The sequence below is a fragment of the Arthrobacter sp. SAFR-023 genome (genome assembly GCF_051965295.1).
Classification (GTDB): Bacteria; Actinomycetota; Actinomycetes; order Actinomycetales; family Micrococcaceae; genus Arthrobacter.
This window is the reverse complement of sequence record NZ_JBQCMF010000004.1, coordinates 78,795-91,593: the sequence shown is the minus strand read 5'-3', so window position 1 is coordinate 91,593 and position 12,799 is coordinate 78,795. Positions and strand designations below refer to the sequence as shown.

Here is a 12,799-nt window from a genome sequence, read left to right as displayed (position 1 = left end):
ATTTCTTCGCTGCCGGCCCCACCGGACCCCACCCTGACCCGCCCGCGCCGCCGTGCCGTTCTGCTAACGTTCCCGGTACCGACTCAAAGTTGGAGGACTAGATGGGCCAGCTGTCCGGACCGACCGACCCCACCGCCGATGCCCACTGGGAGCACAGCCATCCGCGCAAGGGGTTCTTCACTGACACCTCGATCTGCATCGGCTGCAAGGCCTGTGAAGTTGCCTGCAAAGAGTGGAACCACAATCCGCAGGACGGAAACCTGGAACTGCTCGGATCCTCCTACGACAACACCGGAGCGCTCGGCGCCAGCACCTGGCGGCATGTGGCCTTCATCGAACAGGGCCAGGAACGCATCACGGAGGCACGGGAGTCCGGGCGCGCCCTCGTCAACCTGGGCATGCCCGGCATTGGTCCTCCCGTCCCGGCAGCGCCCACTGGACAGGACCTGGCGCAGGTGGATACGACACCGCCGGACACGGCGGACTTCCGGTGGCTGATGTCCTCCGATGTCTGCAAGCACTGCACCCATGCCGGGTGCCTGGATGTCTGCCCGACCGGAGCGCTTTTCCGCACGGAGTTCGGCACGGTGGTGGTTCAGGACGACGTATGCAACGGCTGCGGAACCTGCGTGGCCGGGTGTCCGTTCGGCGTGATTGAGCGTCGCAGCGACGGCATGGTGGCGGTGGCCGCCAAGCGGAAGGAGCAGCACGCCGAACATCCCGCCGTCCCCAACGCGGGCGTCGCCCAGAAGTGCACGCTGTGCTACGACCGCTTGGTCGCCGATGAGACACCCGCCTGCGCCAAAGCCTGCCCGACGACGTCCATCAAGTTCGGCGACCACGACGACATGGTGGAAACGGCCCGGGAACGGGTTGCCGACCTGCATGCCCAAGGCCTGACCGAAGCGAGACTTTATGGTGCAAACGAGCTCGACGGCGTCGGCGGAACCGGAGCGGTCTTCCTCCTTCTCGACGAACCGGAGGTTTACGGCCTCCCGCCGGACCCGAGGGTGCCCACCGCCGATCTGCCGCAGATGTACCGACGGGCCGGTATGGCCGTAGCGGGCATGGTCGCCGCAGCGGCAGTGGCTTTCCTGGGAGGACGCGCGTGACCCACTCCGAGTTCGATAGCTTCCGGCCGCCCGAACCTACCCGCCGCCGTCGGCCCGGCGGCAAGCGCGGCACCGGCCGCCGCGACAGCGGTGACGGCTCCCGGGAAATGCCCATGGTGCCGGAACCGGAGTTCACCTCGTACTACGGCCGTCCGGTGGTCAAGCCGGCGCCCTGGGGCGACGAGGTCGCCGCCTACCTGTTCCTCGGCGGTGTCGCAGCGGGTTCCGCACTGCTTGGCCTCGGCGGGCAGCTGACCCGACGGCCGACACTGCGCCGGAATGCCCGGTTGAGTGCCCTGACAGCGGTAAGCCTCGGTGCTGTTGCGCTGGTGAAGGACCTGGGCCGGCCGGAACGCTTTCTGAATATGCTGCGAACCATCAAGGTGACTTCGCCGATGAGTGTGGGTTCGTGGATTCTCAGCGCGTTCAGCCTCGGGGCGGCCGTCCCTGCCGTAGCGGAAATCGACCGGATGAGCGGGGCGCGGTTGCCGCTGGGCCCGTTGCGGACCGTGCTGCAAACGGCCGAGGGGCCGGCCGGCTTTGGGGCCGCGTTATTTGCCGGACCACTGGCGGCGTACACGGCGGTCCTGCTCGGCGATACAGCCACACCGACGTGGAACGCCGCGCACGAGGAACTGCCCTTCGTCTTCGTGAGTTCGGCGGCCCTCGCCTCTGCCGGGCTCGCCATGATCACGACTCCGGTGCACGAGGCAGGCCCCGCCCGGAACCTTGCCGTGCTCGGCGTGGTCGGTGACGTGGCTGCCATGCGAGTAATGGAACATCGGATGGACCCTGTGGCAGCCGAGCCCCTGCACGAGGGCAAAGCGGGGGCCATGCTCAAATGGAGCGAGTATTTGGCAGCCGCCGGCGGTCTGGGGACACTGCTGGGCGGACGTAACCGGGCGGTTGCCGCAATGTCGGGACTGGCTCTGCTGACCGCCTCGGCGCTGACACGGTTCGGCGTCTTCGAGGCTGGCCTCTCGTCAGCCAGGGATCCGCGCTACACGATCGAACCGCAGAAGAACCGGCTTGCCGCCCGCCGCGCGGCTGGGATCACTGGCGATTCGATCACTACTGCCAAGTGACTGGCCGGCCGGCTCTGGTTCAGCGGGCTCAGCGGATCTCGATGCCCTGGCCCACGACCGTATGCCCGATCACGGGATGCCCGGGCAACTCGCCGACGACGAGCAGGCCACCCGAGGTCTGCGCATCGGCAAGGAGGAGCAGATCGTCTTCGGTGACGCCGGCAGCGACCCTTAGCTGCGGTCGAACCCAATCAAGATTGCGCCGGGTCCCACCGGAAACAAAGCCGTCGCGCAGGGCCTGCCGGGCGCCGTCGACAAGTGGTACCGCCTTCCGGTCGATTACTGCCCCCACTCCGGAGGCGCGGCACATCTTGTACAGATGTCCAAGCAGGCCGAAGCCCGTCACGTCCGTGGCTGCACGCACGCCGGCCGCCACCGCATCCCCGGCCGCGTCTCGATTGAGGCGCGTCATTGTCGCCACCGCTTCGGCGAACACCTCACCGGTCTGCTTGTGCCGGTTATTGAGCAGTCCGACGCCGATCGGCTTGGTCAGCGTGAGGGGCAGCCCGGGCCCGGCGGCGTCGTTGCGCAACAACCGGTCGGGATGGGCAACGCCGGTTACGGCCATCCCGTATTTCGGCTCCGGATCGTCAATGGAGTGACCGCCGATCACCGGGCACGCCGCCTCAGCCGCGACGCTAAGACCGCCGCGGAGGACTTCAGTCATCAACTCCAGTGGCAGCACGCCCCGGGGCCAGCCTACGAGGTTGATCGCCATGATCGGGCGGCCGCCCATCGCGTAAATGTCCGAGAGCGCGTTGGCGGCCGCGATCCGACCCCAGTCGAAGGCGTCGTCGACGACGGGGGTGAAGAAGTCAGCGGTAGAGAGCACCGCCAGATCGTCACGCACCAGGACGGCAGCCGCGTCGTCGCCGCTGTCCAGACCGACCAGCACCTCCGCGCCGGGTTGGCCGGTGAGTCCGCGAACCGCTTCTTCGAGTTCGCCGGGCGGAATCTTGCACGCGCACCCACCACCGTGGGCATAGCCGGTGAGCCGGACAGCGCCGAGCGCGCCGTGCTGTGGAATAGACGTCTGGGTCTCGTTCACGTCCCTAGCGTACCCCCGTGGGCAATCTGCTAAATTGAACGCGGTGGCGTCCGGGTCCTGGTGGGCCCCCCGGTCTTCAAAACCGGTGAGGCCGAGTATCTCGGCCTGGCGGGTTCGATTCCCGTCCGCCTCCGCCAACCACCGACGGGCACGAGGCGGTACGAGGAGGGACTGTGGACCAGGTCGATCCCCGCCGCCTAATTCCGCGCACCGATGATCTGCTGGCCCTGCCGGCCGTCCGCAGAGCCGGGAAGCGCCTGAGTGGACGCGTCATCCGCGAACTCGTCCAGGAAGCCCAGGAGCAGGCGCGGCGCGGTGAGCTCGCTCCCGCCCAGGTGGAACCGGCCCTGCTGGCCGCCGTCGCTACTCGTACCGCGACAACCCTGCGGCCGGTGCTCAACGCAACTGGCGTCATCGTCCATACCAACCTTGGTCGCGCCCCGCTTTCCGCCGGTGCGGTTGAAGCACTTGTCGCAGCCAGCGGCTACGTGGACGTGGAACTCGATCTGGCAACGGGCAACCGCTCCCGCCGCGGCGCCGGTGCCCGGGCTGCATTGCTCGCCGCGTGTCCCGCTGCGGAGGACGCGCTGGTGGTCAACAACGGGGCTGCCGCGCTGGTGCTGGCCACCACAGCCCTCGCCACGGGCCGGGAGGTCGTGGTGAGCCGCGGGGAACTGGTTGAGATTGGTGCCGGTTTCCGGTTGCCGGACCTCATCGAATCGACGGGCGCGACCCTGCACGAGGTGGGCACGACCAACCGGACGCACCTGCGGGACTACGCCAGCGCCCTCGGACCGGCCACCGGCTGCGTACTCAAGGTCCACCCGAGCAACTTCCGGGTGGATGGATTCACGTCCGCCGTTCCACTGGGCGAACTGAGCTCGCTGACCGCGGCGCACGGGGTTGCACTCGTGGCCGACCTGGGCAGTGGACTGCTGGCGCCCGATCCGCACCTGCCCGAAGAACCGGATGCCGCCACCGCGTTGGCAAGCGGGGCCGACGTCGTCATCGCCAGCGGTGACAAACTGCTGGGCGGCCCCCAGGCCGGTTTGCTGCTCGGTAGCGCAGAGGTCATCACCCGGTTGGCGCGCCACCCGCTTGCCCGTGCCGTCCGTGCGGACAAACTTGCCCTCGCCGCGCTGGAGGCGACACTCGCGGGCGAACCACCGCCGGTTGTCCAGGCGTTGCACGCGGACCTGGGACACCTGCGGAGCCGTACCGACCGGCTCGCCGAGGCCCTGCGGGTGCCTGTCGTGGCGCACGATGGCCGGGTCGGCGGCGGCGGAGCGCCTGGTGTTCCCCTGCCGGGATGGGCGGTCCGGCTTCCAGCAGAGCTCGCGGGGCCCTTGCGTGCCGGCCACCCGGCTGTGCTTCCGCGCGTCCACGACGGCTCGTGCCTGGTCGATCTGCGCTGCGTGCCCGAAGGGGACGATGACCGGATTCTCGACGCGGTACGCCGCGCCCTGGCAGCCCTCGACCCTGCGGATGCAGGCAGGGCGGGCTAAGCAGTGCATGTCGTTGCCACCGCCGGCCATGTCGATTCCGGTAAGAGCACGCTGGTGCGCGCGCTTACCGGCATGGAGCCGGACCGTTGGGAGGAAGAGCGGCGGCGCGGCCTGACCATCGACTTGGGTTATGCCTGGACCACCTTGCCATCCGGCCAGGATGTTGCCTTCGTGGACGTACCGGGCCACGAGCGCTTCCTCGGCAACATGCTGGCCGGAATCGGGCCGGCGCCCGTCGTCTGCTTCGTCGTCGCCGCCGATGAGGGCTGGCAGGCGCAGTCCAGCGATCACCGGGACGCCATCGCTGCGTTGGGGATTGAGTACGGCGTCGTTGTCCTCAGCAGGGTGGACCTGGCGCCAGGGCGGGTTGCTGACGTGCTGGCCCGGACCCGCAGAGAGCTGGCCGGAACAGGTCTGCAGAACGCGCCCGCAGTTGCTGTGTCTGCCACCGAGGGTACCGGCCTGGCGGAATTGCGTGCCACGCTCGACGGCGTGCTGGCCGGCGTGCCTTCCCCCACCACCACAGGGCGGCTCCGATTGTGGGTGGACCGCTCCTTTACCATCACCGGTTCCGGAACGGTGGTGACCGGAACACTGGCAGCGGGAACGCTCGTGCAGGGTGACCGGCTGCAGCTGCTGGGCCACGATGGTTCGCGGCCCGTAGTGGTCCGTGGCCTTCAAAGCCGCGATACCTCATACTCCTCGCTGGGACCTGTCAACAGGGTTGCGCTGAACCTGCGTGACGTATCCGCCGCCGAGATCCGCCGCGGAGACGCTCTGCTTACCCCCGAGGCATGGCCCATCACGGGCGTCCTGGGCATCCACCGCACTACCGGTGTGCCCTATACGGATGTGCCGGAGCAGCTCATGGTGCATGCCGGTACTGCGGCCGTGCCAGCCCGGCTGCGCCCCTTTGGTGCCGACCACGCCCGGCTCGTCCTGGACAGGCGCCTGCCGCTCGTTCTTGGTGACCGGCTGGTGCTGCGCGACCCCGGGAGCCGCTCCGTGCTGGGCGGAGCGCAGATCCTCGACGCCGATCCCCCGGCCTTGCGGCGGCGCGGCGACGGTGTCCACTGGGCGGAGCGGCTCGCAGGCTTGGACGCCGCCGGCGACGTGCTGGGTGAAGTGGCGGGCCGCGGGGCGGTCCAGGAACAACACCTGCGTCGGCTCGGGCTGCTGCCTGCGCACGACGCAGAGGCGCCGTCCGGCGTCTTTGTTTTCGGCGACTGGTGGGTGCATGCTCCCCTCTTCGAGGCATGGCAGCACCGGCTGCGCACGGCCCTCGAGGTGCTGCTTGAGCGCGATCCCCTGGCACCGGGACTTTCGCAGGGTGCGGCGCGGGACCTGCTCGAGCTGCCCGATGAGAGGCTTCTTGCCCCCGTCGTGCGCGATGCAGGCCTGGAACAGGAGGGCGGCCACGTCCGGCTGCCCGGCAGCCATGCCAACCTTGGCGCCGCCGGGTCCGCTGTCGCCGAGTTGGAGCGCAGGCTTGCCGCAGACGCGTTCCATGCCCCGGAAGCCGATGAGTTGGCCACGCTGGGCTTGGGCGTGCGCGAGCTGGCTGCCGCCGAGCGCGCCGGACGCTTGCTGCGGTTGCGCGACGGGGTGGTGCTACTGCCTACGGCGCCGGCCCTTGCCATGCGCGAGCTGGCCCGCTTGGAGCAGCCATTCACCACGAGCCAGGCACGCCAGGTGCTCGGCACAACACGACGGGTCGCGGTTCCGCTGCTGGAATATCTCGACTCACGCGGCTGGACTCGGCGCCTGGATGCTGGTCACCGCACCATTGTGCGTTGACCGGGCTAAACCGAAGTGTTCGTGGCCGGTCACCCGCGTTGTTCCACTCCGACTGTCCTCGGCACTGGCGCTGCTAAACCCGCAGGTCAAATGCGCTCACCATACAACCGCCTACTGATGCCGAATCACACCGACTCTGATATATTAGTTCTGTTCTCCGGCATATATTACTTATGGGTTCGCCTGAGAATCGATCGTCAACTCGATGAGGAGTAGAACAAGCATGCAGCAGCTCGCGCACCGGCTCGAACGCCTGGGCACCGAAACCGCCTTCAGCGTCGCACAGGCAGCCGCCGCCTGGAAGGCAAAGGGGAACCTGGTGTACCCCTTCCACCTCGGCGACATAAACATCCCCACCGCTCCGAACATCGTGGAAGCGATGAACCGGGCCATCGCGGACGGCTACACGGGCTACTGCCCCGGCCCCGGCATCCCGCAACTGCGTGAGGCCCTTGCCGACGACATAGGCTCGCGCCGCGGCGTCCAGTTCTCCCCCGAGAACGTGGTGGTGATGACCGGCGGCAAGCCCGTCATCACGAAGTTCCTGCAGGCGGTCATGAACCCCGGCCAGGAAGTGCTCTACCCCAACCCCGGCTTCCCCATCTACGAATCGCAGATCGAGTACCTCGGCGGCACCGCCGTGCCGTACCGCTACGTGCCCACGAGCACGGGCTTCGCGATCGACCTTGAGCAGATCCGCGCCTCGATCACCCCGAACACCGTCGCCATCATCTACAACGACCTGCAGAACCCCATCTCTGCCGAGTCGACCGCAGCCGAGCGCGAGGCCATCGCACAGCTGGCAATCGAACACGACCTCTGGGTACTCTCCGACGAGGCCTACTTTGAGACCCGCTATGAGGGCGTCTCGAGCTCGATCACATCGATACCCGGCATGGCCGAGCGCACTGTCATCCTCTACACGTTCAGCAAGAAGTTTGCTATGACCGGCTCACGCCTGGGCTGCGCCGTCGCCCCGCGCGAGATCGCCCAGGTGCTCAGCACGCTGAACACCAACGACGAGTCCTGCACCACTCACTACGTGCAGTGGGCCGGCGTCGAAGCGCTCCGCGGCCCCCAGGATTCTGTGCAGCAGATGCTTGACACCCTGCAGACGCGCCGCGACACGGCCTGCGAGCTGGTGAACTCCATCCCCGGCATGCACGTCGCCGTGCCGCAGTCGACGTTCTACCTGTTCCCCGACGTCACCGAGGTCATGGAACGCATGGGTTACACGGCAGTCGGCGACTTCGCCTCGGACGCCCTGTACAAGACAGGCGTCTCCTTCTGCACCCGGGAGCACTTCGGCCGGCGCCTGCCCGGTGAGGACCGGCAGTACATCCGGCTCGCCTACTCGGGCATCGAGGCGTCATCTATCCGCGAGGGCCTCGGACGACTGCGCGAATGGATCGTGACCGCATGAGCCGGGTAGTCGTTACGGGCAGGGTGCCCGACGCAGCGCTGGAAAAGCTTCGTGCCGAGCACGAGGTCGATGCATGGACCGGAACGGAATCGATCAGCCGCGAGGAGCTGCTGCGCCGCGTGGCCGGGGCCGATGCCATCGTGAGCCTCCTCACCGAACGCATCGACGGCGAGCTGCTCGACGCCGCGGGCCCGCAGCTCAGGGTCGTCTCCAACGTCGCCGTCGGCTACGACAACATCGACGTGCCCGCCTGCACCGGACGTGGCATCATCGCCACCAACACCCCCGGCGTGCTCACCGAGGCCACCGCCGACATCGCGTTCGGGCTCATCCTGATGGCAACCCGCCGCCTCGGCGAGGGCGAACGGCTCATCCGCGCCGGCCAGCCGTGGAAGTGGGGCATGTTCTTCCTTCTCGGGTCCAGCCTGCAGGGCAAGACCCTCGGCGTCGTCGGCATGGGCGGCATCGGCCAGGCGACAGCACGCCGCGCCAAGGCCTTCGGCATGGACATCGTCTACCAGTCGCGCAGCGAGATCGATCCCGCGATCGCCGCGGAACTGGGCGCCCGCCGGGTCGACCTCGACGAGCTGCTGACTGTTTCCGATGTCATTTCGCTGCACTGCCCTTACGGACCGGCAACGCACCATCTGATCGGCGCCGAGCAGCTTTCAGCGATGAAGAGCTCCACCTACCTCGTCAACACCGCACGCGGACTGATCGTCGACGAAGCGGCCCTCGCCGCCGCGCTGCGCGAAGGCGTCATCGCGGGCGCCGGGCTTGACGTCTTCGAGAAGGAGCCGCAGGTCCACCCCGAGTTGCTCGACCTGGAAAACGTGACACTCGTGCCTCACCTCGGCTCGGCCACCGTCGAGACGCGCACCGCCATGGCAGTACTCGCCGCGGACAACACGCTCGCCGTCCTCCGTGGCGAGCGGCCGCCCACTCCGATCGGCTAGCGGGTACGGGCGCCACCGGAAACCGATACCCGGCGGACCTGGAGTGCAGTGCCGGCCGAGCTTCAGCATGACAGGTGCGTAGCGCGCACCTGAGAAGCTCGCACGAACCAGCGTGATTGGCCCCGGAGTGTCGGGAAGCATGATTTTTGGAAGGATCTGTTTCAGCTCGCCAACGGCACGTCCAACGCAAAAACAAGTACGAGCCCCGTCCCGAAGGACGGGGCTCGTACTGCTGACATGCCCTCGGGTCAGTTCGCCGCGATGTGCGGCAACATGCAGCGAAAGGCCAATGACCAGCTGCAGCTGTCGTCTGAACGGGCCGATCACCGTCAGGCGTCCGGCATGTCCTGCGTCGCCACGCTGCCCGCGCGCTCGTAGACCAATGACACTGCCCCCTTCGGGAAGGTGCGCGCCGGCTCGGCGAGGCGGAAGGAGGCGGGGACGGTCCCGGAGTCGAAGATGCGCTTGCCCTGCCCGAGGGTTAGCGGATAAAGCCACAGGTGGAGGCGGTCCAGCAGGTCCGCCGCCAGCAACGACCGGATGAGGACGCCGCTGCCGAACATGTGCACCTCGTCGAACTCTTCACGGAGCCGGCCCGCTGACGCAGCATCTGGCAGCACCTTGGTGCCCGCCCACGCCGGAGCAGCCAGTGAATGCGAGACGACGAACTTGGGCACTCGGTTGAGCGTGCCGCCGATCTCGCCGGACTGGTGCGGCCAGTACGCCGCAAAAATGTCGTAGGTCTTCCGGCCGAGGAGCAGGGCGTCGATGCGGCCGATCTCCTCGCCGATGGCAGCGCCGGCCTCGTCGTCGGACACCGGCGCCTGCCAGCCACCGAAGGCGAATCCGCCCGCGGTATCTTCTTCGCTGCCGCCCGGGGCCTGGTAGACGCCGTCGAGGGTGACAAACAGGTTGGCGACGATGATTCCCACGGGCCCATTCTGGATCAGGGTGCAACCGCTGTCCATAGCCAGCGGCCGTGGCAGACTGGTGCCATGCTGCTCGATGAGCTCGTGAGGACCTCGGAAGCCGTCGCGGCCACCCGCTCCCGGCTCGCCAAGGTCAACGAACTGGCAGGCCTGCTGCTCCGGCTCGACCCCGCGGACATCCCGACGGCGGTCGGCTTGCTCACCGCTAAGCCTCGCCAGGGCCGAGTCGGGATCGGCTGGAGCGGCATAAGGACAGCAAGGAGCGAGCCGGCGCCTGAGCCGACTCTCACCATCGCGCACCTCGACCTTGCATTGGATCGGCTGCTGGCAGCCGCAGGCGCTGGCTCGACGGTGGAGCGCGCCGCCACCCTTCGGACTCTGATGGCGGAAGCCACCGAACGGGAGCAGGCCTTCATCGCCGGCGTGCTGCTCGGAGAACTTCGTACCGGCGCACTCGAGGGCGTACTGACGGATGCGGTCGCCCGCGCCGCCGGCCGGCCCCTCGAGGCCGTACGCCGCGCAGCGATGCTCTCCGGTGATCTCGGCGGGACCGCCCTGCTGGCGATTACAGGCACCGCCGCCCAGCTTGACGCGGTCGGCCTCGTCGTCGGGCGTCCCGTGCAGCCCATGCTCGCCGCAACCGCGGCGAGTGCTAGCGAGGCGCTGGAGGCGACGGGGGAAGCGTCGGTGGAATACAAGCTCGACGGCGCACGCATCCAGGTGCACCGTGCCGGCGACGACGTGCGCATCTACACCCGCACCCTGGCGGAGGTGACCCACCGGCTGCCTGAGGTGGTAGAGGTGGTGCGCGGACTGCCCGTGCGCGATGTGATTCTCGACGGCGAGACCCTGGCCCTTGACGAGGACGGCGGCCCCCGGCCGTTCCAGGAGACCATGTCCCGGTTCGGGGCGAACGCGGCGCGCGCCACGCTGCTGCATCCGTGGTTCTTCGACGTGCTGCACATTGACGGGCGCGACCTGCTCGACGAGCCGTTGTCCACACGCATCGGCGTGCTCGAGCGCATCGCCCCCTCTCACCGCATCCCGGGGAAAATCACTGCGGATGCGGCTGTTGCCGAGTCAGTGTCACGCGATGCGCTGGCCGCCGGCCATGAGGGCGTGGTCGTGAAGGCGGTGGGCTCTGCCTACGCCGCCGGGCGGCGGGGTTCGAACTGGATCAAGGTGAAGCCCGTGCTCACCTACGACCTGGTGGTGCTCGCCTGCGAATGGGGGTCAGGACGGCGCACCGGGCTGCTGTCGAATCTGCACCTCGGAGCCCTGGACCCTGTTGGCGAGTTCGGCGAACCTGGCGGTTACGTGATGGTGGGCAAGACTTTCAAGGGCCTCACCGACGCGCTGCTGCAATGGCAGACCGAAAGGTTTCAGGAGTTGGAGGTGCGGCGTACGGCGGGTACGGTGTGGACCGAGCCGGTCACCGTGGTCGAGATCGCCATCGACGGCGTCCAGCAGTCTCCCCGCTATCCGGGTGGAATCGCCCTTCGGTTCGCGCGCGTCAAGCGCTACCGCGACGACAAGACGGCCGCGGAGGCCGACACCATCCAGACCTTGCGCGCCCTGCTCCGTACCCCACCGGGCTGAAAGGCAGGGAGAACACGTGCCCGAGGTGGGCCGCCATTCGCTCCGTGAAAGATCCGCTGCACCGTACGCCATCGCTTCGCTTCGTATCAGCGTTCTCTCAGGCCAGCCGGAGTCCGGCGCACGACATTGGCTAAGCGTTGATTCGCGGAGAAATCCGCCGCTCGATTTCAACGACCCTTCGCGCCTGCAATAGTCCACTCGATACGGCGCCATGATTGGGGTGCAAAGATACCGGCAGTGGGCCACCGTCCTTCGATAGGTTGGTTCCGTAAGGCCGACCACGGGTAACCCGACTCATTGGAGAAGACGTGAAAGCGATTGTGTACGAAGAAACAGGTTCGTCCTCAGTGCTGAAGCTTCAGGACAAACCGCTGACTCATCCCGGCACGGATGAGGTCCGGGTCCGCGTGGTCGTCTCCGGTGTGAACCCCACCGACTGGAAGTCCCGGGCAGGCGGAGGAGGAAGCACCGCCCTGGAAGCGCCGAAGGTCCCTAACCAGGACGGCGCCGGAGTGATCGACGCGATCGGATCCGGAGTGACAGGGCTCAGTGTCGGAGACCGGGTCTGGCTCTGGGACGTCGCCTGGGGCAGTAACGAGGGCACCGCACAGGAGTATGCCGTCGTACCGGCGGCCAAAGCAGTCCCGCTGCCGGACGCTGAGTCCTTCGACACTGGTGCGTCCGTCGGTATCCCCGCCCTGACAGCGCACCGGGCGCTGACCGCGAACGAGGACGGCCCTGCCAGGCTCTCCCCCGGAGCCTTGGCGGGACTCACGGTACTGGTCACTGGCGGCGCAGGCGCAGTGGGGCACGCTTCCATTCAGCTCGCCAACTGGGCCGGAGCAACCGTCATCACCACCGTCAGCGGAGACCGGAAAGCTGAACTCGCACGCCTCGCCGGAGCCCATACAGTCATCAACTACCGCACCGACGACGTTGTCACTGCTGTCCGCCAGGCCGCCCCCGGCGGCGTCGACAGCATCGTCGACGTTAACGCTCCAGCGAACATCGACACCGACGTGCAGGTGCTCAAGCCAAGCGGAACCATAGCCATCTACGCGGCAAATCCAGGCGAATCAGTGACGGTTCCCATCCGTGAAAGCATGACGAAGAACGTCCGGTACCAGTTCATCCTCACCTACACGGTCACCGACGAGCAGAAACAGCACGCCGTCGCCGCCGTCTCCGAGGCGCTGAAGGCCGGCGCGTTGCGCGTCGGTGAAGAACACGGCCTGCCGCTAACCCGCTTCCCACTCCGGGCGACCGGTGCAGCACACGACGCCGTGGAGCAGGGCACCATCGGTAAAGTGCTCATCGACGTCGCACCATCACCCTGATCCCCCGT

At 67.8% G+C, this 12,799-nt stretch carries 10 protein-coding genes and 1 tRNA gene; 9 read left to right on the top strand and 2 right to left on the bottom strand.

What is annotated here, in order from left to right:
* Positions 1-101 precede the first annotated feature (101 nt).
* Entirely contained in the window at positions 102-1,112 is a 1,011-nt protein-coding gene (locus tag ACTHQX_RS06225; RefSeq protein ID WP_440156293.1) for a 4Fe-4S dicluster domain-containing protein, read from the top strand.
* Entirely contained in the window at positions 1,109-2,197 is a 1,089-nt protein-coding gene (gene nrfD, locus ACTHQX_RS06220) for an NrfD/PsrC family molybdoenzyme membrane anchor subunit (protein WP_440156291.1), read from the top strand. The genes ACTHQX_RS06225 and nrfD overlap by 4 nt, the downstream gene beginning before the upstream one ends.
* 28 nt (positions 2,198-2,225) lie before the next feature.
* Here nrfD and selD read toward each other — a convergent pair whose 3' ends face one another.
* Positions 2,226-3,224, bottom strand: coding sequence for a selenide, water dikinase SelD (selD, locus tag ACTHQX_RS06215; RefSeq protein ID WP_440156435.1), 999 nt, complete (start codon positions 3,222-3,224; stop codon positions 2,226-2,228).
* A 63-nt stretch (positions 3,225-3,287) separates the two neighbouring features.
* Here selD and ACTHQX_RS06210 point away from each other — a divergent pair.
* The 5 genes from ACTHQX_RS06210 to ACTHQX_RS06190 all read left to right on the top strand — a co-directional run bounded on the left by ACTHQX_RS06210 (position 3,288) and on the right by ACTHQX_RS06190 (position 8,926).
* A tRNA-Sec gene (locus ACTHQX_RS06210) sits at positions 3,288-3,382 on the top strand.
* Between the two features lie 36 nt (positions 3,383-3,418).
* Positions 3,419-4,750 (top strand): L-seryl-tRNA(Sec) selenium transferase, encoded by a 1,332-nt coding sequence (gene selA / locus ACTHQX_RS06205; protein ID WP_440156289.1) that lies wholly within the window; start codon positions 3,419-3,421, stop codon positions 4,748-4,750.
* Between the two features lie 3 nt (positions 4,751-4,753).
* A complete protein-coding gene (selB, locus tag ACTHQX_RS06200; RefSeq protein WP_440156288.1) occupies positions 4,754-6,547 on the top strand; it encodes a selenocysteine-specific translation elongation factor in 1,794 nt (597 codons plus the stop codon).
* Positions 6,548-6,770: 223 nt separating this feature from the next.
* Positions 6,771-7,970 (top strand): pyridoxal phosphate-dependent aminotransferase, encoded by a 1,200-nt coding sequence (locus ACTHQX_RS06195; RefSeq protein ID WP_440156286.1) that lies wholly within the window; start codon positions 6,771-6,773, stop codon positions 7,968-7,970.
* The gene (locus ACTHQX_RS06190; protein ID WP_440156284.1) at positions 7,967-8,926 is read left to right on the top strand and encodes a 2-hydroxyacid dehydrogenase; all 960 of its coding nucleotides are present in this window, start codon (positions 7,967-7,969) and stop codon (positions 8,924-8,926) included. The genes ACTHQX_RS06195 and ACTHQX_RS06190 overlap by 4 nt, the downstream gene beginning before the upstream one ends.
* A gap of 329 nt (positions 8,927-9,255) precedes the next feature.
* Here ACTHQX_RS06190 and ACTHQX_RS06185 read toward each other — a convergent pair whose 3' ends face one another.
* Positions 9,256-9,858, bottom strand: a complete 603-nt coding sequence (locus tag ACTHQX_RS06185) for a dihydrofolate reductase family protein (RefSeq protein WP_440156282.1) — start codon at positions 9,856-9,858, stop codon at positions 9,256-9,258.
* A gap of 63 nt (positions 9,859-9,921) precedes the next feature.
* On the opposite strand from ACTHQX_RS06185, the gene ACTHQX_RS06180 reads away from it, so the two are divergent.
* Together ACTHQX_RS06180 and ACTHQX_RS06175 are read left to right on the top strand one after the other, a co-directional pair.
* Positions 9,922-11,454: an ATP-dependent DNA ligase gene (locus ACTHQX_RS06180; protein WP_440156281.1), complete on the top strand. Its 1,533-nt coding sequence runs from the start codon at positions 9,922-9,924 to the stop codon at positions 11,452-11,454.
* Positions 11,455-11,762: 308 nt separating this feature from the next.
* Positions 11,763-12,791 carry an NADPH:quinone reductase gene (locus ACTHQX_RS06175; RefSeq protein ID WP_440156279.1) on the top strand — a complete coding sequence of 343 codons (1,029 nt, stop codon included), beginning with the start codon at positions 11,763-11,765 and terminating at the stop codon, positions 12,789-12,791.
* Positions 12,792-12,799: the final 8 nt, after the last annotated feature.